This window comes from Mycobacterium sp. SMC-19 (genome assembly GCF_045310815.1).
Classification (GTDB): domain Bacteria; phylum Actinomycetota; class Actinomycetes; order Mycobacteriales; family Mycobacteriaceae; genus Mycobacterium.
Window position 1 is genome coordinate 119106 of the sequence record NZ_JBJIAM010000006.1, and the last position, 22670, is coordinate 141775.

A 22670-nucleotide genomic window follows, 5' to 3' on the forward strand; every position below is an offset into this window, starting at 1 on the left:
GGGATTAACCTGCGGCCGGCGGACGCGGCACCACGGTCCGGCGATGAGCGGCAGCTCGCGACGTCGCCGCACCCAGACCCCGGCCGGCCAAGGTGCCGAGCATGGTCTCACCGAACGCCCCGCCTGGCACACCGCCGGCCAGGACCGGCGCCGCCGGCACCGCGGCGGCCGGTAACGGCACGCCCGCCGAGGTCAGGGTGACCGGCATCGCCCAGCCGTGGGGCACCGATAACGCCCCGATCTTGAGCGCAGTGCCGGCGCTTGCCGACGACCCCACACTGCCCAGTCCGGCACCCAGCCCGGCGGTGCCGAGTCCGGATTTGCCTAGTCCCAGGCCACCCAAGCCCAAACCGGCCGGGCCGATCTTGGGCGGGTGCAGTATTTCGTCCAGGCCGCCGGGGTTCTCCGCCTGAAACGCGGCCAGGCCGATCCCGTTGTTGACGTTGCTGAGCATGTTGGCCGTACCCGACCAACCGGTCATGGTGGCGCTCAGGCCCTGGGTGGCCAACCCGGTGAACGGCGATATCTGACCGATGATCGAAATCAACGAACTGAAGATGTCGGTGGCCGCACCGTTGCCGGCCGCCGCGACCCCGGCCTGGGCAACCGCGGCGGACTGGGCAGACTGCCCCGCCGCGTTGGTGGTCTGGGGCGGCTGGTTGAACGCGGCCAACGCCGATGCGACCGCCGAGGAACCGGCGTAGCGGTACATCGCGGCCGCGTCCTGGGCCCACATCTCGGCGTATTGGAGCTCGGCTTCGGCGATCGCCGGGGAGTTCTGACCGAAGAAGTTGGTGGAGACCAGCTGCTTGAGCAGGACGCGGTTGGCGGCGATCACCGGTGGGGGCACCACCGCGGCCACCGCAGTCGAGTAGGCCTCCGCCGCCGCGGTGGCCTGGCGAGCCGTGGTTTCGGCCTGGGCGCCGGCGCCACGCAGCCAGGTCACATACGGTGCCGCGGAGGCGGCCATCGCCGTCGCTGCCGGTCCGGTCCATGGCCCGGCGGCCAGGCCTGACGTGACCGAGTCGTAGGACGCCGCAGCGGTATTCAGCTCAGCGGCCAGGTTCTCCCACGCAGAAGCGGCGGTCAGCATGGAGCCGGATCCGGGGCCGGCGTACATGCGTCCCGAATTGATCTCCGGGGGCAGCACCCCGTAGTCCAGGTACACGATGTCTCCTCGCTCACGGCACTAGGTGGCACTCCAGTGGCCTTCAGCGGTTTGCGAACGGCTATTCCGATCCTTACGAAACGGCACGCAGGTGAACCATAGGTTAAGCCGAAGTGGTCAACAGGGTAGCGGGTAAATGAACTGTTAGGCGGCCGTCTACCGGCGCGACGCAACCGGCGCACACCGTACCGACGGTGTTCACCGATGGTTCATTTTGTTGCCGCTAGGGGTTAATTCAGGTCAGCCATCCTGTTGTCACTGTGATAAATCCACGATGGGCCTTGATCGCGATCGGCGCTGCGGCGCTGGTCAGCGCGGCCGCACCGGCAGCCGCCGACCCGGATACCGACGCCCTGTTCATCAGCGCGATCGAGCAGGCCGGTATCGAATACACCAATTCGGTCGACGCCGTCGCCGTCGGCCGGGAAGTCTGTGCCTACCTGGGCGAGGGACATCACTCAGATTCCGCCGCGCGTGCCGTGCGGATCTCCAACCGCAGCATGTCGGTGAAGAACGCCGCCCGGTTCGTGACGTTCTCCCAAGTGGCGTTCTGCCCCGACTCGATCACCGATTGACAGAGGAAGATCATGACGGTTCGCATGTCCCGCACACTCGCCGTGACTGCCTTCGCGGTGGCCGGTGCGCTCGGCCTGGCCGCACCGGCGGCCGCCGATACCGATGACAGCGGCTTCCTCAGCGCGCTCGACAAGATGGGCATCTCCTACCCGGATGCGGCCGATGCGGTCGCCGGCGGGCATTCGGTGTGCGAGTACCTCGTCGGGGGGCACTCCCCCAATCAGGCGGCCAAGGCCGTGAAGAACGCCAACCCCAGCCTGACCCTGACCAGAGCGTCGCAGTTCGTCAGCATCGCCCGCGCGTCCTACTGCGAAGAGGCCTGAGGAAACTACTTCGCGATCGCGATGACCGCGCCTGGGCGCAGCCACTGAATGATCTGCACCAGCTTGGCGTCGTCAATGGCGACGCAGCCCGCGGTCGGGCCTCCGTCGGTGGTGTGAAAGAAGAAGGCGGCGCCGTCACCGGGACTGCGCGCGGTGTTGACCCCCATCACCACAGCGTGCTTGTACTGCGGGATTTCGAGGTTCTCGCTCTCACTGGTGTCGAACGCGCATTGCGCCTTCTTGCACACCTGCATGGTGTTGAACGTCGGGCTGTGATCGTCGCCGTCCCACCAGTGATCCGGACCGACCTGCACATACTGCAGTCCCCCGCCCGGGTTCGGCGCGGTGCCGAACGCATACGGCAGGGTGAAGACGCCCATCGGAGTGGCCGGATAGCCGCTCTTTGCCTTGGCTGCCATGCCCGCCGAACCGACGTGCGTCTGGATCCCGGCGGCCACCGGCTGCCAACCCGTCGCACTGCGCTGGTAGACGTCCATCTTGGCGTCCGAACCGCCAACCCCGACAACCGAAATCACCTGGCTGGCGTTGCCCACCGAGCGGGCAAACCACGGCATGACATCGGCCTGGGCTCCTGGCGCCGCGGTCAGCGCGGCAGCAACCGTGCACAGGGCAGCGCTGAACAAGCTCACAAGTCGGCGCATTGACTCATCATCTGCGCACGCCCGAAGCGGGTCAAACACCGCTCACGGCGCGCCGGAATTCAGGTCGCCGCGGTCACGGCTCCGCCCGGCGCGGCAGATCTTCGACCGGCGCCTCACCTTTGAGCAGGCCACGCGACGATAGATAGTCGCGGAAGTACTCCCGGTGCTGCGGACACGTCAGCCAGACCTTGCGACGTTCGGGGGTGTGCAGTTTCGGGTTGTTCCACAGCATGCCGTACACCGCGTCGGCGCTGCAGCCCTTGCGGGAACAGACGAGTGCGCCCACCGGATCGGCGTTACTGCTGGTCATCACGATCATCCTGCGACGCACCCGCGGACCCGGTCAACTCCGCTCTCCGCCACGGTTGCAGCATCAGAGCCCACACCGTCAGATAGGCCCAGCCCAGCGCCCAGCCGGCCAGCACGTCGGAGGGATGGTGCACGTTGAGCGCTACCCGGGAGACCCCGACCGCACCCACCACCAGGACGCCGACGCTCACGGCCGCCACCCTGGCGTTGCGCCGCAGCGCGGGTAGCGCCAGCAGCAGCAGCGCACCGACACCGATCGTCACCCCCAGTGCGTGCCCCGAGGGAAACGAGGTCGAGGACGCCGCGACCAGCGCCGTCACCGGCCGCGGCCGGCCGACCGAGCCCTTGGCCAGCACGGTCAGCAGCCCGCTGGTCTCCACGGCAGCTAAGAGGAACAACGCCGCGCGTAACCGACGGCGCAGCACGGCGACCAGGGCCGCAACCATGCCCACCGCCCGGAACACCGCCGGTTCGAAAACGGTGGAGATGCCATCCCAGAACCGGACCCAGATCGGGTGTTTGACCGCGACGTCGTAGCTCGCGTCCAGTGCGGCGGCGTCGACGCGGGCCAGCCAGCCCCAGCCCTGCAGATAACCCATCAGCATCAGCGCATAGACCATCGCCGCGACCGCCACCGAGATCAGCGCTGCACGCGCCGCCGAAGACGTCACCACCTAGTTCCCACCGCGGGAAGACCCGGTGCCACGCAGGTCCGGCCAGGGCGGACGGCGCAGTACCGCCAGGGAGGCGATGACGGCGGACAGCAACCCGGTGAGCACCCCGACCAGCGCGATCCGGTTCGCATCGACCGCGGCCACCCACTTGGCCTTGTCGCCGCGGATCACCACTACCCCCAGAGGTGTGGCGGTCACGTCCGAACCGCCCGGGCCCGACGCGGTCACCCGCGCGGCGGTGATGACCGTCGCCCCGTCCGGAGTCTGGTGAGGTTCGCCGTAAACGAGGTTTGCGGCGGCATCGGCGGAGAAGTGGTCGAGCAGTTGCGAACGTTTCATGACGAGCGTCCCTTCATGTGGCTCCTACCATGATCCCGTGGCTGATCCATCGTTCACCGTGCAGGAGCGCCAAGCCGTGTACCGGGTGATCACCGAGCGACGCGACATGCGCCGATTCGTGCCCGCCAGCACAGTCGACCCCGACGTCCTGGCGCGCCTGTTGGCGGCGGCTCACGCCGCCCCCAGTGTGGGCCTCATGCAGCCGTGGCGGTTCGTCCGGATCACCGACGACGGCCTTCGACACCGGATCCACGCCCTGGTCGACGAGGAACGCCATCGCACCGCCGAGGCACTGGGCCGTCGCGAACAGGAATTCCTGGCCCTGAAGGTGGAAGGCATCCGCGAGTGCGCCGAACTGTTGGTGGTGGCGTTGCGGGACGGCAGGCAGGCACACATCTTCGGTCGTCGCACCTTGCCGCAGATGGATCTGGCGTCGGTGTCATGTGCGATTCAGAACCTCTGGCTGGCCGCCCGCGCCGAGGGGCTGGGCATGGGCTGGGTGTCACTGTTCGAACCTGCGGCGCTGGCGCAGTTGCTGGGAATGCCCTCGGACGCCGAGCCCGTGGCGATCCTGTGCCTGGGGCCGGTCCCAGAGTTTCCGGACCGGCCGGCATTGGAGATCGACGAGTGGGCCTACCGACAGCCCCTGGGCGAGTTCGTGTCCGAAAACACCTGGGAGATCTCATGACACACGACGACGAAGCCGCCGCGGTCCGCCAGGTCTGGTCGGGACTCGGACTGCCGGGGATCATCGACGTCCACACCCATTTCATGCCCAAGTCGGTGATGGACAAGGTGTGGCAGTACTTCGATGCGGCCGGTCCGATGGTCGGCCGGCCCTGGCCCATCACCTACCGGATGGATGAGTCCAAGCGCGTCGATGCGCTGCGTGCGTTCGGGGTACGCCGATTCACCTCTCTGGTGTATCCGCACAAGCCGGATATGGCCGCCTGGCTCAACCAGTGGGCAGCCCAATTCGCCAACGACACACCGGATTGCCTGCCCACGGCGACTTTCTACCCGGAGCCCGGGGCGGCCGACTACGTCAAGGCCGCAATCCACGCTGGAACCCGAATCTTCAAGGCGCACATCCAGGTCGGCGACTACGACCCGACCGACCCGCTGCTCGACGAGGTTTGGGGAGTGATTGAGGACTGCGGCATCCCGGTCGTCATCCATTGCGGCTCCGGCCCGCAACCCGGCCGGTTCACCGGGCCTGAACCGGTGCGACGACTCCTGCGCCGCCACCCGCGGCTCACGTTGATCATCGCGCACATGGGCATGCCCGAGTACGACGAATTCCTCGATATCTGCCTGGATTCGCCAAGCGTGCACCTCGACACCACAATGGCCTTCACCGCGTTCGTCGACGAGCTCATGCCGTTCCCGACTGGCGTCGATCCGCGCTTACGCACCGCGGGAGAGCGGATTCTGTTCGGCAGCGACTTTCCGAACATCCCGTACGGCTACCGTGAGGCGCTCGACGCGATCACCGCCCTTCCCGGCGTCGACGACACCTGGCTACGCGGGGTTCTGCACGACAATGCCGCGCGGCTCTTCACAATCGAGTTACCATCCGGTTGACGACGCACCGGTGGCCGCAGGGCCAGGGCGACCAGCACCCGAGAAAGGCCGGCGACCGTGAGCACTGACGTCACCCCGATCAACCCACCCATCCCCATTCCCGATATTCCGGGTGCCGACGCCGGCGCACAGGGCCTGCCGCGGCGTAGCGAGTTGTCGTTGCGGGAGAAGGCGATCGTGGATGCGTCGGCCTTCGCTGACATCGGCTTGCGCACCGCGGTCGCCTCCCTGGTTGCCGCAGCGATGATCCCGTCGGTGCTCACCACGGCGGTGGGCCGCAAGCAGTCACGGCAGGAGCGGGAACGGCTGGCGTTCTATGCCGAACTGGCGTCGCATCACGACCCGATTCGGTCATTTCCCGCACCCGCGGAGCTGCCGAGGGTTTCAGCGCGGCGGGCCAATCCGATCGCGGAGCGGATCGCGCGCGGCACGGTCGAAAACGTCTCGTTCCGCAGCGGTTTCGAAGCGGTCAATCCGGCGATGCGCGATTCGTGGCATGCCCTGGGAAACAACAACACCGCACGATTTCAGCACTGGCGCCACGACGACGGACCCCGGCCAACGCTGTGCGTCATCCACGGGTTCATGGGGTCGCCCTACATGTTCAACGGGCTCTTCTTCTCACTGCCGTGGTTCTTCCGCACCGGGTACGACGTTGCCCTGTTTACGCTGCCCTTCCACGGTCGCCGGGCCGAAAAGCACTCGCCCTTCAGCGGATACGGCTACTTCTCGCACGGCATGTCGGGCTTCGCCGAGGCGATGGCCCAGGCGGTCCACGACTTCCGATCGATGGTCGACTATCTGGAGTCCACCGGTGTCGACCGCTTCGCTTTGACCGGTCTGTCACTGGGCGGCTACACCACTGCCCTGCTGGCCGCCGTCGAACCTCGCCTGCAGGCGGTGATCCCGAATGTGCCCGTCGTCGCCGTCGAATCGGAGATCCGCGATTGGTTTCCGGCCAACCTGGTGCTGCAAGGCGGACAACGGCTGGGGCAGGTCGCCGGCGACGAATTCGTCGCTGCGACGGCCTACCACTCACCGCTGAACTACGCCCCGCTGGTGGCCAAGGAACGGCGACTGATCATCACCGGCCTTGGCGATCGGCTGGCACCACCGGAGCAATCCGAAATGCTGTGGCATCACTGGGATCAGTGCGCGCTGCACTGGTTTCCGGGAAACCATGTGCTGCACGTCAGCCAACCGACCTACCTGCGCAGGATGACCGCGTTCCTGCGGCCCTACATGTTCTAGCCCTACGGCGGCTAGCGCGCGGCCGCAGCCGCCGCCGTGACAGGCCACCGCAGGCCGGCGAGATCGTCGCCCGACACCGTGGTGTGGCCGTCCAGGCGGCTGCCGGACAGCGGGTGCAAGCCCAGCAGCGCACTGCGGTGATTGCCCTGCTGCGGAAGGAGTCCGGCCAGCGGGGCGCCACCGTCGGGTGCCGAACCGGTACGCAGCGCGCAGGCTGCGGCGATGGTCTGCTGGCCGTCGTCTTCGGCCACTTCCAGGACCGTCCAGGTCTCACCGGCATTGACAGCCTGGATCCGGCTGATCGTGTCGGCCAGCGCCGCGTCGATCCCGACCTGGTAGGCGGCGACATGGTCACCTGAGCCGTCGACCACCGAGCGCCATGCTTCCCGGGCACCGGCGTCGATCAGCGTGGGGATCTCGTCGTCGGCGACGATCGTGGTGTCCCAACCGATTTCACGGAGGTGATCGGCGAGGCGTCGCACGGCGATGTCGACGGTTCGCTGCAGCGGGATGGATGCCGAGCGGGCCTGCAGTGCGGCCAGATTCGGTGCAGCCGCATACGTCAGTCCGATCCAGGTGTCGGTGGTTCCCGCACCTGCGCGACTGGTGATGCGCACCGTGTCGGCCCGCAGGCCGTACCGGTTCAAGTAGCTCGCGATCAGCGACAGCGGAACAGCATTCCCCGCTGCCGAGGCCGTGATCCTCAGCGCCCCCGTCGCCCGCGCGCCGGCGGCGTCCCGGCGGTCGGTGTGCGCGCCGCCGCGCGAGCGCAACATCGCCAAGCGGCGGCGGGCGATCGTGGTGAAGTGCAGGCCACGCCACCAGCCGAGCAGCAGGATCGTCACGACGATTCCCACCGCAAGCGCCCAGCGCTGCGCGGTGGTCTCCCAGGGGTTGGCCATCAGCGCGGGTACAACAGCCAACAGCACCAAGGTGATCCGGGCCGGTCCGGGGCGGGGAATGGTGGTTCGGTGCGAGCTCACAGCTGGTCTTCCTTTCGTCGGCGAGCGGCCGCCGCGGCGCCGGTGGCGACGGCGACGACCAACCCGGCCAGCAGCGCGGTTCCGGCGAAGGCCACGATCCGTGGCGCCGGGTCCTCGGGTTGCGGCGCCGGGGGTGGGGAGATCTTCTTCGCGGGTGAGGCGGCCGGGTCCGCGACCGGGGGCAGTTCCCAGGTCAGGGCGGCCACCGGGTCGATCATTCCGGCGCCCACCACATCCGAAGGTGCACGCGCGGAGTTGTGCGCGGTGGAAACGATCCGGTGCGCCACCTGCATCGCATTCAGGTCCGGGTAGCGACCGCGGACCAGCGCGGCCACGCCGGCCACGTAACCGGCGGCGTATCCGGTGCCGGTGAGCGGCACCGGCCGGCCTTGGTTGCCGGGCAGGGCGTTGGCCAGACCACCGTCTTCACGGTTGCTGACCGAGACGATGTCTTCGCCGGGAGCAGCGACACCGACCCACGGTCCGGCCATGGTGAATCCGGATGGCCGGCCGCTCGACGACAGCGACGCCACCGAGAGCACGTAGGGATGCCACCACGACGGCACCGACAGGGACGTCACCCCGGCCCAGTTGCGCGGGTCCTGCGGGCGGCTCAGGTCGGTGAGCGGATTGGACTCGCACGCCTCCCCACCGCCGCCGACCGATCCGGTCTGGCCGGCGTCACCGGCGGCCGCCACGATCAGCGCGTCCTTTTCCACCGCCGCGTAGCGCAAGGCCGCGCCCAGCGCCGTCTGGTCGACGTTGCGGTCGGCCGGCAGGCAGGTGGTGGTGGAGATGGTGATGACCCGCGCACCGAGGTCGGCGGCGTGCACGATCGCCCGCGACAGGGCGGTGATGTCGGTGACCACCCGAGTTGTCCGCGGATCGTCTCCGCCCAGGCGCGGCGAGATCGTCGCCGAGGCGGTCCGCAGCGACAGCAGGCGGGCCGCCGGGGCCACCCCGCTGAAGCCGTCATCACCCGGCTGGCCGGCCACGATGCCGGCAACCAGGGTTCCATGCCCGTCGCAGTCCGTCAGTCCGTCGGTGGTGCCGATGTAGTCGCCGCCCGCGTCCACCGCCCCCAGGCGCGGGCCCGGCCGTACCCCGGTGTCGATGACGGCCACCGTCTGGCCCTCGCCGCGAGAGAACTGCCACGCGGCGGGCAGGTCGAGCATGCGCTGTCCGGCCGTCGCGGAGCTCAGGTTGCTGCCCGGCATCAAGCCCGAGCTGACGCACTCGCTGCGCTGTTCCATCGCAGCGACGGGGCCGGGTGCCCCGCTGGGCGGCGGCACCGTCGGGTCGACCGTCGGCGGGGTGATGGCCAACGCCGGCGAGCTGGTCAGCAAGGCGGCCAGCATCGCGACGCCGGCTCCGCGGATCGCCGATCGGCTCCGACTGTGTTGAGCGGCAACGGTCATCGAGACAGAACCCAGGCGAAAATACCGACCAGGTAGGCCATGACCGGGATCAAGGAGGCGTCGACACCGGAAGCCAAGAAGCCCACCAGGCGGCGGACCGGCAGTGAGTAGCTGTCCGGCGACGCCACGGACGGGCTCAAGGAGACCACCGCCCACACCGCCACCAAGGCGGCCAAGACCAGCACGGCACCGAAGGCAGCCGTGTACCGGCCGGTGGCCGCGTAGCCGACCAGCAGGGCGATCGCGGTCAGGTGCGGCTCGGCCAGCAGCCACGCCTTGCACCACGCCGAGTCCCACACCCGGGCCCGCAGCACCGAGGCCACCGCGATACCCGCGACGACGTACCACGCCCAGCCCGAAAGCCCCTCAGGTGCAAAGGCGATGGCGACAGAACCAAGCACAGCGAGCAGCACCGAGCCGGCGATGAAGCCGGTCTGGTGGGCGTCGGTGACACGGACCCGGCGAGGCAGATCTGCAAGCACGCTCTCCGGCAGCGCCGACGGGGTCGGGTCGCCCGGCGCCGGGATCACCGGCAACGGCAGCCGCGCCCACAACGCCGAAACCTGCGGTGCGGCAACGGTCAGCAGCAGAGACGCAGTGATCAGTCCAGCGCCGACGGTGACGAACGGCAGTTCCCAGAAAGTCTTGACGGCAGCCGCCGCCAGCACCCCGACGCCGACAACCACTGCGGCGGTGAAGAACGCGATCCCGCGCTCGCCACGACCGCCCGGCGGCAAGATCAGGCTGATCAGCGACCATGCGCTGACCGCGGCCGCGCCCAGCACCACGTGGGCCGGACTGAACTGCCCAGGCACCGCCAGGGTGCCCACCGCGGCAAGCGGTACCAGTGCCGCAATCGAGAGGGTGAGTGCGGCTTCGGCCGACCGCGTGCGGCACAGCAGCGCAGCGAGCACCGTGAGCAGGGCGATGGCCCCTGCGGCGAACAGGCCGGCCGGTTCACCGGTGACCGCACGGTGCGCGGCGGCCAGCCCGGTGGCGGCGAGGATCAGACCCGTCCCGGCGGCCAACGCAGCGCGTTGAATGTGCTTGGCGCCCCAGGGGTTACGACGAGACGCTGAGAAGATGACGGCAGCATCGGCGATGTCCTCGACGATGCCCGGCGCCGCCGGACCGACCGGGACAGGACGCAGCGCCAGCAGGTCGCCGTCCACGACCCCGACGGTGTCCAGGCTGGCGTCCAGGCTGAACGGTGCGCCGCCGACCGGCGCCAGGCTCAGCCGGGTGGTGGCACCGGCAGCCGGCTCGGCATCGTCGCCGGCGTCCGGGGCCACCAGGCGTTGCACCGCAGGCAGGATTTCGCGCAGCGGCAACTCCGCGGGCACGGCGATCTCGGTCAGCCGGCTGTCGGCCAGGACCGCGATGCGGACAATCGGCATGACGGCGCTGGTCAGCACCGGGGCTTCGGTCATTGGTGTTCCCTATTCTTTTTCTCTGCTAGGACGTTCTTCTCGCTGTTTTTAGGACAGCTGGGTGGTGAAATCTCTGGACAGTCGCTGACCGGGGAACCATGTGCCCTCGGGCAGGGTGGCGGTCAACTGTTCGATCGCGACTGCAGTCGCAAAGTCTGTTCCTGGCCGGAAGGTCGACACCCACTCGCCGTCGAAGGCCTGCGACGGGGTGACCAGGATGCGGCCCGCATCGGTGTCGACCAGACTCATCCCGACCTCAGTGGTGCTGTGCCGACCATCCCGCGCGCAGCCCGCGACAACCTCGACGTAGCTGCGGGGCCCGCTGAACACCGACTCCACGATCGGCCGTGCCGAGGCGGGAATACCCAGGTAGTCAAGCACTTCGGCGAGTGGAGCACCGGCACGCAGCCGCTCGTCGGCGCGAGCGCCTACCCGGGCCGGCAGAGTGAACTCGTCGAACCGGGCCGGTGGGCGCTGCCGCAGGCCTGCTCCGAGCACCGGGACCAGCAGGCGCGGATCGTCGATATCCATCGCGGTGAACGTGACCAGTTGCGCATTGCGCAGTGCCACCACCGTCCGGCCGGGTTTGCCGGTGTTCTGGTCGCGGCGCGCCACGATACCGCGCAACATCTCGGGAGCCCCGCCGGCGGCCGAACCCACATAACGCAGGTCCAGCCACCGGTCCGGGAAGCACACCACCCGGATCCATTCGGCCACAGCCGGATTGACCGTGCCCTCAGGCGAGACAACTCCCATCCGGGTGAGCTCCTCGCGCTGGCGCGCCATGAACGCGCCCCGCTCCCCGGCGTCCGTGTAGGGCATGGTGATTGCCAAAACCCACGGAAAAGACCCGGCACCAACGGTTTCCGCGATGTACCAGGCTTGCTCGACGGTCAGTTCGGCCGCGTTGGGTTCAGTCCCCATCACGGCCTTCCCTCATCGAGCGGATCACTGGGATCAGCCCCACTTGGCGGCTTCGGCGGTGTCGCGCGCGTTCATCATCAAGGTGTTGGTCTCATGCGTGGTGGCCATCGCGTGATAGGCCCGCACCAACTCCTCCATCGCCTGATTCCACTGCGCCTGCCACGCCTGATACGTCATCCCCGTATCGCCCTGCCACGCCGCCGACAACGCCGCCTGCTCACTGGCAATATCAGCACCCACAGCCTGCAACGTGCCCGAATACCCATTCATCTCAGCCGCATGGGCCAACATCGCCGGGTAGTTGTACATAATCTGCGACATCAGACAAACCCTCCCTAAACCCCGGTGTAACCAGACGCAGCAGCCGCATCAGCCGCCACATATGTCGAACCGGCATCCGCCAGATTCACCTGCGCCATATCCAGCAACGCATTCACCCGCGCCGCCATCGCCACAAACCGCGCATGCGACCCCTGAAACGCCGCAGCCGCCTCACCCACATGAAACGCCTGCGCCGACATCGCCGCCTGCTCCGCCTGCGCCATCGTCGACCGCATCAACGCCGCCTTGGCACCAAACGCCGACTCCGACGCCACCAACTGCGGAATATGCGCATCCAACATACTCATCGCTGCACTCCTTTCCTGACTTCTACTTCGGTTCCGATTCCGACTCCCCAGCGGAGTCGCCAAGATCTTTCTCGCCCCAGGTATCGGGCAACATCGGCATACTTGGCCCGCGACCGAACCCGTCGCCGGCCATCGTGGCAAGGCCCGACGCCGTTGCGGTGCCGCGCTTGCCTACCGTCCCGGTGAAGCCCAGGCCGCCGGCTCCCCGATCCGAACCCACCGCAGCAGCGTCGGCCGGACCGCTGATGGGGCCCGAATCCAGATCCATGAACTCGTCGGCATGGTCTCGCATGACCGCACGCTTGCGGCGTCGCGCCCGGGCACTCTCGCGTGTCGCCGATCGCACTCCCGCCGCGGCCGCGGGGATACCTTCCGCGGGAGCCTTTCCCCGTTCCCGATCGGTCAGGGTCGGACCGAAGCTGTTCCCGGGGTGTGCTCCCGCAACCAAATAGGCGAGCAGCGGGGTTCCGGGGACCGCGCCTGGGGCCGCGCCGGCCGCCGGTGCACCAGCGGCTGCCGGGCCGCCCGCAGCTGGCACCGTGCCCGATCCGACACCCACCGCCGCGGGCAGCGGGAGGGCCTGTTCACCGCGCACCATGACTGGCGTCGGCTTTACGGCGGCAGGTACCGGCTCGCCCATGTCGTCCGCCAACAGCGCGTTCACCACGCCGATTGCGATGCCCATCAAGAGGAACGGCGAACTGAGCAGTACCGACCAGAACGTCCAGCCGAAGGGGATGAAGAACGCCTCGTAGGCGATGAAGAACAACAGCGGGAACCAGGCCGACGGGTTGGCGAGTATGGCCCTGATGGTTCCGATCGGATCTTCGAACAACCGGACCAGTTGGTTCCACAGGTCCGTCCAGAAATCCCCGGAGCCCGAAGAGGTGTCGTCGGCGGGCAGCGCCGAATCAGACTTGACCACCGGCGGTGCCTCCACCGAGCGTGGCGCCGACGCCAGGGCCGCACCGGACACTGTGTGATAGGTGCTCATGGTGGTGGCCGCCTGGATCCACATCCGGACATAGTCGGCTTCGTTGAGCGCAATCGGGATTGTGTTGATCCCGAAGAAGTTGGTGGCGACCAGCACCCCGTGCGTCATGTGATTGGTGGCCAATTCGGCCAGTGTCGGCATGGACGCCAGTGCGCTGGTGTACGCCGTGGCGGCCACCTCGTGCTGTGCCGCTACCCCGGCGGTGTCGGCGCTGGCCTGGCCCAGCCACGCCAGATACGGCGCGTGCGCGGCGACGTACTGCTCGGCGCTGGGCCCCTGCCATGCACCGGCCTGCACTGCACCGAGCACTGCGGTGAGTTCGTCTGCCACTGAGGCGTACTCGACGCTCAGTGAATTCCACGCCCCGGCAGCCGACAACAACGGACCCGCTCCGGGGCCGCTGCTCAGCAATGCTGAATGCACCTCCGGCGGGGAGGCGATCCAGACCGGGGCGGAAAACATCAGCCGCGCGTGCCCAAGAAGTATGTCGACGCACCCGCGGCATCACCGGCGGCGTAATTGACGCCAGACTCACCGACACCGACACCGGCGCGGCCCAACTCAACAGCACCCTGAGCTGCCACCGCGGCGTGCTCACTGCCCTGCGCACTGAAACCGGCAGCGGTCTGCAGCGACACCGGGTCGGCCGCCGGCGGCACCACCGCGGTGATCAGCGGTGCGGCACTGGCCTGCGCGGCAGCCAGACGGGCAGTCAATGCCTCGACCGCTGCACTGGCGGCGGCGAGACCTTCCGGAACCACATTGAGCGTCATGACAATTTCCCCTTCCCCAATTCGATGCGCATCAGCGCGTCAAGGTTTCGCTGAATGTTGGGTTGACTAGTTGTAGGTAGGTGGGTTCGTCGTTGTCGGCTAGTAGGATTGCGCGTCCTGCGGGGAGGCGTCCGAAGCGTTGGCCGCGGATTTTGCCGCTGTCGGCGGGGTTGCCTGAGAGCATCAGGGTGGTGGCTTGTAGGTCGTTGAGCCGGCGCAGTAGTGGGTTGGTCATCAGTGCGTGTGCGGAGCCGGTGGCCCGTCCGGTGACGATGACCCGCAAGCCGAGATCGCCTGCTTGGGAGAGCAGTTCGATCAGGGTGGTCCACGGCCGCTGCCCGGCATAGGGGCCGGTCAGGGCCGGGGTGTCGGGGATGGCATCAACATCGTCGATGATCAGGTAATGGGTGTGGCCTTGATAGCTCCAGCTGGCCAGATCAGCGGCCGACAATCCTGCGGGGGGCCGGCGTGAGCCGATCAACGCTGAGAGTCCGAGCATGGCCGGGATGACCCGATCCACATTCGCGGTGTACTCATTGTCCGGATACAGGGGTTCGTCGACGAGGTGCAGGCGCCGGTCGAGCACGGTGAACGCCACCTGATCGGCCGTGGAGTGATCCCGCACGGTGCGGATGATGTGCCGCAGCAAGGTGGTCTTGCCGGATTTGGCGTCCCCGAGCACCAGCAGCAGCGGGTTGGCGGTGAAGTCCACCTGCACCGGGGCCAGGTCCTCTTCGCGCACCCCGATCACCACATGATCGATGGCGGGATAGGCCACACCCACTTCTTCGGGGGCCAGGTTGGTCGGCAACAACCGCACCGGCGGCGCCGCCAACCCCGGATGGCGGGCATTGATCGCCTCGATCTGGGTCAGATCCGGTGCCGCGATCAGGAAGTGCTCGGCGGCCATCGTCAGACCACGACCCGGCTGGTTGGCCGGCACCGCTTCGGCCGGACGGGTCAGGGCCCCTGCCACCCGCACATTGCTGTCGCGGGCATCGTGGAGCTTGAGTTCGAGGCGCAGTCCGAGACCGTCGCGCATCGCCAACGGTACTTCCAGCCAGCTCGGCGTGGTCACCACGACATGGATGCCGTAGGCCAGGCCCACGTTGACCAGTTCGGTGACCTTGGCCAAAAGCGGGTTACGCGTGTTGAATTGGTCGGTGTTATCGCGGCTGAACGCATACAGGTTGTCGATGACCAAAAAGACTTCACCGTAGCCGTCGTTGAGCGAACCGATGCTGCCATCACGGAACGCTTCCCGCTGCTGGCGTGCGGTCAACAGTTGTTCGAGTTCGCCGAAGGTGCGGCGGATCTTCTCCGGTTCTAGGCCCGAGGCGACACTGCCCACATGCGCCAACCCCTCCAGGGCCCGCAACTGCCCGCCGCCGTAATCGAGGCAGTAGAAACTGACCTCCCGCGGCGAATGCAGGCTCGCCGCCGAGAGGATGAAGGTCTGTAGCGCGGTGGTCTTACCGGATTTGGGGCCACCGTGGATCAGCAGGTTCCCACTAGCCGAACGCGCATCGAAGACCAGCGGATCGCGGCGCATCTCAAAGGGTTTGTCGATCTGTCCCAACGGCCACCGCAACTGCCGCTCGGAAATTCCGGCACCAGCCAACGTCGCCGCCAGGGGGATCGGCTCATCCAGGGGCGGCAACCACAACGCCGGGGCCTGGGGCCCGTAGTTCGCCAACTGATCCCCAATGGTGGCGATCAGCTTGCGCGGCGGACCCAACACCTCCTGCTCGACCTCACCCACAATCGTGGCCTGCTCACCGGCATCGACCACACCCGCGGTGAACAGTTTCGGTTCGGGCAACGCGTGCATCACCACCGCCCGCGATTGGCGCGGCGGGTCATAAATCCCATCGACATAGGTGGAGCGGAACTTGATCGGCGCCGCCCCCGGGGCCGGCACCAAAAAGCCTTCGCCCTTGTGTTCTTTGCCCGATTCGATGTGATAGGCGTCCTCGACCCCAATGATCTGCCGCGACACACTCGCCGAAGCGACCTTCAACCCGATCCGATACGAGGTGTTCTTGTCGATGTCCTTGATCTTGCCGACATCCAACGTCTGCGACGCAAACAGAATATGGATCCGGAACGAACGACCCTTACGGGCCACATAGTCGAACAACTCGGCGTACTCGGGATGATCAGCCAACATCAACGTGAACTCATCGGCCACAATGAACAGTGTCGGGATCGGCGCCAAATCATGACCGGCGGCGATCGCCGCCTCATACTCGGTCACCGAGTTAAACGCACTGCCCTGCACCGCCCGGCCCGCCTCGCGCAGCAACAACTCCCGCCGCGCCACCTCACCACGCAACGTGTCCGCGAACCGATCCGCCAACGACCGCTTCTCGGCCATGTTCGAGATCACCGCAACGACCTGCGGGAAATGCCGAAAGATGTCCGCGCCGGCCTCCCCCTTGAAGTCCGCGTAGATCACGATCAACCGATCCGCCGAATGCGTCGTCAACAACGACAACAAGATCGCCATCAAGGTCTGCGACTTACCCGAACCGGTCATGCCGATCATCAACCCGTGCGGACCCATCCCGCCCTCGGCCTCATCCTTGAGATCAAAGAACAGTGGTTCCCCGGTCGCGGTCACCCCGATCGGGACCCGCAACTCCTGCTCACGGCTACGCGGGGACCACAACGCCGGCACATCCAACCGGGAGGCATCACTGATCCCCAACAACGTGGTGAACGTCGCCCCCCGAGTGCCCGCCGAACGCAACCCGGCATGCGTCGGGTTCGAATCCCACCGCGACAACCGCCGCGCCAGATGCGCCGCCTCCGCAGCACCCAGCGAATCGGCGGCATCGACATAACGCTGCCAGCCCCCCGACTGCCACCGATCAATCGCCACCCCACCGGCAGTGATCCGCAGAATCGGACGTTCGGGGTCCGAGTACTGCTCCCGATTCGGGGCCAGCGCACCACGGACAATGAGCGTCACCCCGGCCCGCGCTGCACCCAACACCGAAGCCGCCACATCAAAATCAGGATCATCGATGATCACCAACAAATGCCGACCCGACTCACCGGCCTCACCGGTAAACGCCGGCCGGGTCGCCAACACCGGGCCCAACAACGCAGCCAGTTCCTCACCACTGCCCGCCAAATAGCGGGCCGGGCCCACCCCATCAGCCTGGCCGGCGATATCAGTGTGCGGCAACCACTTCAACCAGCTCCACGCCGGCGACTCCAACTCCGGCGACGCCAACGCCACCCCCAACATGGTCGGGTCATGCCACGTCACGGCCTGAGCCACCCACGCCCGCAACGCACCCCGCACATCGGCGGCCGCATCATCACCCTCACCCAGCACCGTGACCCGCGACAGTTTCGTCACATCCACACCCACGGGCACATCACGCACCGTGCGCTGGGTATCAAGCAAGCCCCGCAACGCACTATGCGACACCGGCTCCAAATCAATCTCATCAGCAGTGTCACTCACCCGCACCGCACTGGCCAACGCCACCGCATGCCGGCCCGTGCGCACCACCAAGAAATCCTCATCATGAGGATCGCGCTCCCACTGCCGACGCGAACCCGGCACCGCCGCCAAATCCTCCGGATCGGGATGCGACCACTCCGCCGCCGCCCGCTGCTTAGCCGCCGACCCCCGAATATTGTCCCGAACCACCGACAAATACCGCAGATAATCCGCCCGCTCAGCATCCACCTCAACAGTGCGGGCCTTCTTATCCCCACCCCGATAAATCCCCGCCGCCGCCACCAACAACGCAAACGGGAAGAACAACATCACCGGAGACACCAACCGCATCCCCGTAGCGACCATGGCAATCACCATGCCCACAATCAACACCACAATCACCACCGGCAACGCCCGCTGCAAAAACGACGCCGGAACCAACCGCGGCAACTCCGGCGGCGGCTCAACGGTGATCGTGCCCCTATCAGTAGGCGGAACCGGAAGCCGACGACGGGCCTCAAAAATCAAACGACTCATCGGGACTCCCCAACACTAGAAACGCCACCCAACTCCGACGCCACCCGACGACCCGGACGCCCATCAGGCGCCAACCCGTCATGCGCCAACAACGCATCACCACGCGACAACGTCGGACCAACAGCAAACTGCGACAACACCGACCACGGAACCGGCAACGCCGGCTCACTCAAACCAAGAGCCGAAACCGTGTCCCCCTCACCACCATTGACGCCAGCCTCAGTGTTAATGCCATACCGCACACCAGTGTCCGAAATCCAAAACAACGGACCCGCACTGGCGTTAGCCGCCGGATCACTGTTAACACTCTGGACGAAATAACCCGACCCCGGGACCAGCGCAACACGCGCAGCAGTGCCACCCACCCCAGCACCCACCAAATCCAGAGTCCGCACACCCTCACGCAACGGCAACGTCGAACCCGACAACAACGACAACGAACTCGTACTCGCCCCAAAAGGCCTACTCCAATGCGCACACGTCACCGGAGCCGACACCGCATCAACCACCCTCACCGGCTGCTCCGGAAAACGCGACACATCCAACAGCCGCGAAACCGGCAACCGCGCAACATCATCAGCACCCAACACCGGCGGCCGATCCAAACCCTGCGAATCAGTGTTACGCAACACCGCCGCCACCACACCAGAAATCGGCTGCAACCCGTCTTCGAGCACCGCGTAGTAGCGCAGGGTGCCGTCGGAGTTGCCGTCCAGGGAGTGTGCCGCCACAACTGCGCCCACCGGCGCGGCCGCGTGCAGGTCGAACGACGGCTTGCCGCCGGCGCCGGGGATCACCGGCGCCACCAGTGCGGGCGCCTCCGGGATCGCGTTGAACAGTCCAGTGGCGATCGAGCGCGGAGTGGGCACCGCCGAACCGCGCTCGCCGAGACCCAGGGCTCCGGTGATGGCGTGGTCGGACAGATCGATTCGACTGCGCTTGCCGTCCCACAGCAGCCAGGCGCCGGCACCGTTGTCGGCCAGCACCGCATGCTGCGCGTCCAGCGCACCGGCGCGAGAACCGCTGTAGGCCAACGGCCCGCCGATCACCGTGACCCCTGCAGTCGAACCGGTCACCGAGTCGCACGCCGTCCAATCGGCGTCCCGGGCGCTGCTCTGCACCATGCGTTCCGGGGCTCCCGGAATGCCGATTAGGTTGCCGCGGGCGAACTTGTCCAGCGCAGTGCTTTTCACCACGGTCGGGTTGACCGGCCGACCGGCGATCAGCCGCGCGGAGGTCAGGTTCAGCACCGGGTGCAGCTGGTCCCCGACCCGCACATACAGCGCGGAGGTGGACTTGTCTGCCAGCACCGGGTCGTTGTTGGCCGCACTGTTGGGCCAGATCAGGGTGAAGACGAAGCAGCCGCCCGCGACCGTGGCCAGCACCAGCAGACCCATCAGCACTGCACGCGCTTGGGAGCGCAGCGGCTCCACGAGCATCCGGGTGTCGTGCAGGGCTACGCCGGAGGCGATGCGCCGCATGACGAAACGCCAGCCGCTGACCTGGTGCTTGGTGACAAAGCCGCGCCGGTATTCGACCCGGTCGGGATTCTCGTTGACCGGGGTACGCGAGGCGAACGAGCGCCGCTCGTCATCGGACCGGTCGGACTGGGCCGCGCTCATGCCTTGGCCTCCAGGCCAAGGCCACGCAGCAACGGCGCCACCGAGTTACGAACGTCTTCGGTCGTAATGGTCATGAGCTCCTCATCGGTGAACAGCCCGGTGCCGGACTGTTCGGAATGGTCAAGCCGGAATTCGCGCTCCTCCTCGGAGCGCTCGACGACGTTTCGCACAAAGCGGCCGTTACCGGCGATGTCTAGGCTGCGCCGGGCCACGCCGTTGGCGTCGGGGTGCGTCGCCTCGGCCAGCTGACCGAACAGCGCCTCCATGTCTTCGAGTGCGGACTGCTCGAAACGGCTGTCGCGCTGCTCGGCCATCTTGTGCGCGATCTCGACCAGCTCCGGCGGCTGGTAGGACGGGAAGTCGATGCTGCGGGTGAAACGCGACCGCAGACCTTCGTTGGTGTCCAGGAATCGGTCCAGGTCAGCCCGGTAACCGGCGACGATCACCACCAACCGGTCACGGTCGTTCTCCATCCGCGCCAGCAGGGTGTCGATGGCCACCAGCCCGAAGTCGTTCTTGGCGCCGGTGGCCACCAACGCGTACGCCTCATCGAGGAACAGCACGCCATCGAGCGCACTGTCGATGATGGCGTTGGTCTTGGCCTCGGTCTCACCGATGTGCTGACCGATCAGGTCAGCACGGTGCACCTCTTTGATGTTCTCTTTCTTCAGCAGGCCCAGGCCGCAGTAGATCTTGGCCACCACACGGGCGATGGTGGTCTTACCGGTCCCGGGAGGCCCGGCGAAGACCAGGTGGTGAGTGCGTTGACCGACGGCCAGACCGTGCTGCTTGCGCACCACCTCCATGGCCACCGAGCTCTTGAGCCGCTGCACCTGGTTCTTGACCTCGGACAGCCCGATGAACTCGCCGAGTTCGCGCTCGGCTTCGGCCAGCAGTTCGGCCTTGCGTTCGTGGGCGGACGGGTCGACGAAGTCCTCGGCGCTCGGCTCCGTGTCGGGGTCCCAGGGGTCGGTCCGAGCCTCGATCCGGGCCGCGGTGGTGGTGACGATCCCGAAGCTGTGGTCCAGCAAGGCGTGTTGAACCTGCTCGTTCTCCGGGTTGGCGGCGTAGAGATCCTGCAGCACTTCGGCCGCGGATTCCTCATCGTCTTGGGCCCGCAGGATCAGCCCCTTGGCCAAGGCCCCGTCGGTGGCGGCGACCGCGATCGGCCCTTCCGGCTCCTCCAGGTAGGACAACGCCGGGGCGTACATGCCCAGCCGAGCCAGGGCGATCCCCAGGGCGATCTTGGCGGCGTGGGTGAACAACTCGTCGCGGTCGGGGTCGTTGACGATCGGAGTCAGCAGCTTGACCATGTCCGACCAGCGCCCGGCGTGGTGGTTCACCGCGATCGCCATCCAGCGAACGTCATTCCAATCGGGACGCCGCTGGGCGATCTCGGCGACCACCGCGTTCGCCTCGGCGCACCGGCCAGCCATCGCCAGTTGCGCGGCGTGAGCGAGGTGGAAGTCGTCGGCTTCGGTGGCGCGCAGTTTCAGGTACAGCCCGGTGTCGTAGTGGAACCCGAGCGCACCCTGCTGCAGATCCAGGCGCCGCTGCAGGGCGCCGGCGCCGGCGACGGTCTGCGAGATCGCGGCCAGCACCCGCGGCGACTGATCGCCGGCGGCGGCCAGGCCGATCCAGGCGTCGCACTGCTCATGCGCGACCCGGGTGAGTGCCGCGAATCCAGCGCGCGCCGCCGTCAGGTCTGCAGGGCGTTTCCGCTGGTAAACCTCGATGCCAAGGGCGCGGCAGCAGGTGGCAAACCGGCTGACGGTTTCCTCGTCGACCCGTGGTTGCGGGGTGAGCAGAGCCGCATCACCGTTATTCATGCGTGGCTCGCCCCTTCACTGTTTTTGACTGCACCAACCCGGCTGAAGTTAGCATTGCATAAGCTAACTGTCGAGATCGATCGAGACGATCGACAGGCGACTTCCGTCACTCCCGCAGGCGGCTTCGCAGCCCACAAACGGGACGTCGGCACGCCCACGTCGTTCCAACCCATCACCGACTCCTTATTGAAAATCATTTTCGATTATCCCGCACGCTACCGCATGCCGGTTTCGTCTTCCACAACGGTTCACCCCCCAGCGGTCACCGACCGCCGCTACTTCTTGACTGCCCACATCAGCGAGTTCCGCAGGATCATCTGACCGGCTGGGCTGTCGGGCTCCGGCACGGGGCGACCCAACCCCTGCAGACAAGACGCCAGGGGTGTCACCGCCGCGGTCCAGCCGCGAGCACCGAACCACTGATCCGCCGGAGCATGCTGCTCGTTGTAGACCAGCCGATGGAAGTTGCGGGTGTCGTCGCCTGCCTCGACTTCGGCCGCCACCGCGGCTTCATAGGCGTCCGGAGGCATCGGGATGCCGTCTTCGACCGCGACGTGGCTGCCCGAAGCGGCAAGGCCATCGATACCGGCGAACAGCTGCTCCTGCGCAACAGCAGGTAGGTAGATCAACAGCCCTTCGGCGATCCATGCCGAGGGACGCGTCGGATCGAAACCGGCGTCACGCAGCGCCCGGGGCCAGTCCTCACGCAGGTCGACGGCGACCTCACGCCGCTCGGCCGTGGGACGGATGCCGCGCTGCGACAGCACGTAACTCTTGAAGCCGAGCACCTGCGGCTGGTCCAACTCAAAGACCGTTGTTCCGTCCAGCCAGGGCAACCGGAAGGCACGGGAGTCCAGCCCGGCCGCCAGAATCACCACCTGGCGCACCCCGGCCTCTATGACGCCACTGAAGTATTCGTCGAAGTAGCGGGTGCGTGCACCCTGGAAGTTGACGAAGTGCTGCCCGAATTCACTGGACAACAACTCGTGGTCGGGCAGGTTGCCGTCCAGCACGGCCGCCCAGTCCCCGCCGGCAGCCCGGCAGAACAACTCCGCATACGGATCGACGGCCACTGGGTCGGGTTTGGCCGCTTCCAGCGCCCGGGCGGTGGCCACGAACAGGGCCGTCGAACCGACGCTCGTGGTGATGTCCCAGCTGTCACCTTCACTACGCATTAGAGGCATTCCA

Annotated in this window: 22 protein-coding genes; 5 read left to right on the forward strand and 17 right to left on the reverse strand. The window is 67.1% G+C overall.

Going from position 1 to position 22670, the window contains the following annotated elements:
- Positions 1-4: 4 nt before the first annotated feature.
- Complete coding sequence (locus tag ACJH5R_RS15030) at positions 5-1168, reverse strand: PPE family protein (protein WP_406782281.1); 1164 nt, start codon at positions 1166-1168, stop codon at positions 5-7.
- A gap of 260 nt (positions 1169-1428) precedes the next feature.
- Here ACJH5R_RS15030 and ACJH5R_RS15035 point away from each other — a divergent pair, with 260 nt between their 5' ends.
- Both ACJH5R_RS15035 and ACJH5R_RS15040 read left to right on the forward strand, forming a co-directional pair.
- Positions 1429-1743 carry a DUF732 domain-containing protein gene (locus ACJH5R_RS15035; protein ID WP_406782282.1) on the forward strand — a complete coding sequence of 105 codons (315 nt, stop codon included), beginning with the start codon at positions 1429-1431 and terminating at the stop codon, positions 1741-1743.
- A 12-nt stretch (positions 1744-1755) separates the two neighbouring features.
- Entirely contained in the window at positions 1756-2067 is a 312-nt protein-coding gene (locus tag ACJH5R_RS15040) for a DUF732 domain-containing protein (protein ID WP_406782283.1), read from the forward strand.
- A gap of 5 nt (positions 2068-2072) precedes the next feature.
- On the opposite strand, the gene ACJH5R_RS15045 is transcribed toward ACJH5R_RS15040, so the two are convergent.
- From ACJH5R_RS15045 to ACJH5R_RS15060, 4 genes are all read right to left on the reverse strand, one after another.
- Positions 2073-2729 carry a L,D-transpeptidase gene (locus ACJH5R_RS15045; protein ID WP_406759869.1) on the reverse strand — a complete coding sequence of 219 codons (657 nt, stop codon included), beginning with the start codon at positions 2727-2729 and terminating at the stop codon, positions 2073-2075.
- A gap of 73 nt (positions 2730-2802) precedes the next feature.
- Positions 2803-3039: a hypothetical protein gene (locus ACJH5R_RS15050; RefSeq protein ID WP_406759870.1), complete on the reverse strand. Its 237-nt coding sequence runs from the start codon at positions 3037-3039 to the stop codon at positions 2803-2805.
- Positions 3026-3709 carry a phosphatase PAP2 family protein gene (locus ACJH5R_RS15055; RefSeq protein ID WP_406782284.1) on the reverse strand — a complete coding sequence of 228 codons (684 nt, stop codon included), beginning with the start codon at positions 3707-3709 and terminating at the stop codon, positions 3026-3028. Before ACJH5R_RS15055 ends, ACJH5R_RS15050 begins: the two co-directional genes overlap by 14 nt.
- A gap of 3 nt (positions 3710-3712) precedes the next feature.
- Positions 3713-4051, reverse strand: coding sequence for a hypothetical protein (locus ACJH5R_RS15060; RefSeq protein WP_406759872.1), 339 nt, complete (start codon positions 4049-4051; stop codon positions 3713-3715).
- Here ACJH5R_RS15060 and bluB point away from each other — a divergent pair.
- From bluB to ACJH5R_RS15075, 3 genes are read left to right on the forward strand one after another with little or no spacing between them, the layout of a single operon-like run.
- The gene (gene bluB, locus ACJH5R_RS15065) at positions 4050-4739 is read left to right on the forward strand and encodes a 5,6-dimethylbenzimidazole synthase (RefSeq protein ID WP_406782285.1); all 690 of its coding nucleotides are present in this window, start codon (positions 4050-4052) and stop codon (positions 4737-4739) included. The two genes, ACJH5R_RS15060 and bluB, sit on opposite strands and share 2 nt — an antisense overlap.
- Positions 4736-5635, forward strand: coding sequence for an amidohydrolase family protein (locus tag ACJH5R_RS15070; RefSeq protein ID WP_406782286.1), 900 nt, complete (start codon positions 4736-4738; stop codon positions 5633-5635). Before bluB ends, ACJH5R_RS15070 begins: the two co-directional genes overlap by 4 nt.
- A 57-nt stretch (positions 5636-5692) precedes the next feature.
- Positions 5693-6886: an alpha/beta hydrolase family protein gene (locus ACJH5R_RS15075; RefSeq protein ID WP_406782287.1), complete on the forward strand. Its 1194-nt coding sequence runs from the start codon at positions 5693-5695 to the stop codon at positions 6884-6886.
- An 11-nt stretch (positions 6887-6897) separates the two neighbouring features.
- Here the strand turns inward: ACJH5R_RS15075 and eccE are convergent, their stop codons facing one another.
- The 12 genes from eccE to ACJH5R_RS15135 form a co-directional block, all read right to left on the reverse strand.
- Positions 6898-7869, reverse strand: a complete 972-nt coding sequence (eccE, locus tag ACJH5R_RS15080) for a type VII secretion protein EccE (protein WP_406782288.1) — start codon at positions 7867-7869, stop codon at positions 6898-6900.
- Positions 7866-9287: a type VII secretion-associated serine protease mycosin gene (gene mycP, locus ACJH5R_RS15085; RefSeq protein WP_406759877.1), complete on the reverse strand. Its 1422-nt coding sequence runs from the start codon at positions 9285-9287 to the stop codon at positions 7866-7868. The genes eccE and mycP overlap by 4 nt, the downstream gene beginning before the upstream one ends.
- Positions 9284-10717, reverse strand: a complete 1434-nt coding sequence (gene eccD, locus ACJH5R_RS15090) for a type VII secretion integral membrane protein EccD (protein WP_406782289.1) — start codon at positions 10715-10717, stop codon at positions 9284-9286. The genes mycP and eccD overlap by 4 nt, the downstream gene beginning before the upstream one ends.
- Before the next feature lie 48 nt (positions 10718-10765).
- Entirely contained in the window at positions 10766-11641 is an 876-nt protein-coding gene (locus ACJH5R_RS15095) for an ESX secretion-associated protein EspG (protein WP_406759879.1), read from the reverse strand.
- Positions 11642-11674: 33 nt separating this feature from the next.
- Positions 11675-11962, reverse strand: a complete 288-nt coding sequence (locus ACJH5R_RS15100) for a WXG100 family type VII secretion target (protein ID WP_406759017.1) — start codon at positions 11960-11962, stop codon at positions 11675-11677.
- A 14-nt stretch (positions 11963-11976) separates the two neighbouring features.
- Positions 11977-12270 (reverse strand): hypothetical protein, encoded by a 294-nt coding sequence (locus ACJH5R_RS15105; RefSeq protein ID WP_064890669.1) that lies wholly within the window; start codon positions 12268-12270, stop codon positions 11977-11979.
- A 22-nt stretch (positions 12271-12292) separates the two neighbouring features.
- Positions 12293-13726, reverse strand: a complete 1434-nt coding sequence (locus ACJH5R_RS15110; protein ID WP_406759880.1) for a PPE family protein — start codon at positions 13724-13726, stop codon at positions 12293-12295.
- A complete protein-coding gene (locus ACJH5R_RS15115) occupies positions 13726-14037 on the reverse strand; it encodes a PE family protein (protein WP_406759881.1) in 312 nt (103 codons plus the stop codon). The genes ACJH5R_RS15110 and ACJH5R_RS15115 overlap by 1 nt, the downstream gene beginning before the upstream one ends.
- A gap of 31 nt (positions 14038-14068) precedes the next feature.
- Positions 14069-18031, reverse strand: a complete 3963-nt coding sequence (gene eccCa / locus ACJH5R_RS15120; RefSeq protein WP_406782290.1) for a type VII secretion protein EccCa — start codon at positions 18029-18031, stop codon at positions 14069-14071.
- Positions 18028-19653 carry a type VII secretion protein EccB gene (gene eccB, locus ACJH5R_RS15125; protein WP_406782291.1) on the reverse strand — a complete coding sequence of 542 codons (1626 nt, stop codon included), beginning with the start codon at positions 19651-19653 and terminating at the stop codon, positions 18028-18030. Before eccB ends, eccCa begins: the two co-directional genes overlap by 4 nt.
- A complete protein-coding gene (gene eccA, locus ACJH5R_RS15130; RefSeq protein ID WP_406759018.1) occupies positions 19650-21482 on the reverse strand; it encodes a type VII secretion AAA-ATPase EccA in 1833 nt (610 codons plus the stop codon). Before eccA ends, eccB begins: the two co-directional genes overlap by 4 nt.
- A 275-nt stretch (positions 21483-21757) precedes the next feature.
- On the reverse strand, positions 21758-22657 hold the full coding sequence (locus ACJH5R_RS15135; protein ID WP_406759032.1) for a class I SAM-dependent methyltransferase: 900 nt from the start codon (positions 22655-22657) through the stop codon (positions 21758-21760).
- Between the last annotated feature and the right edge of the window lie 13 nt (positions 22658-22670).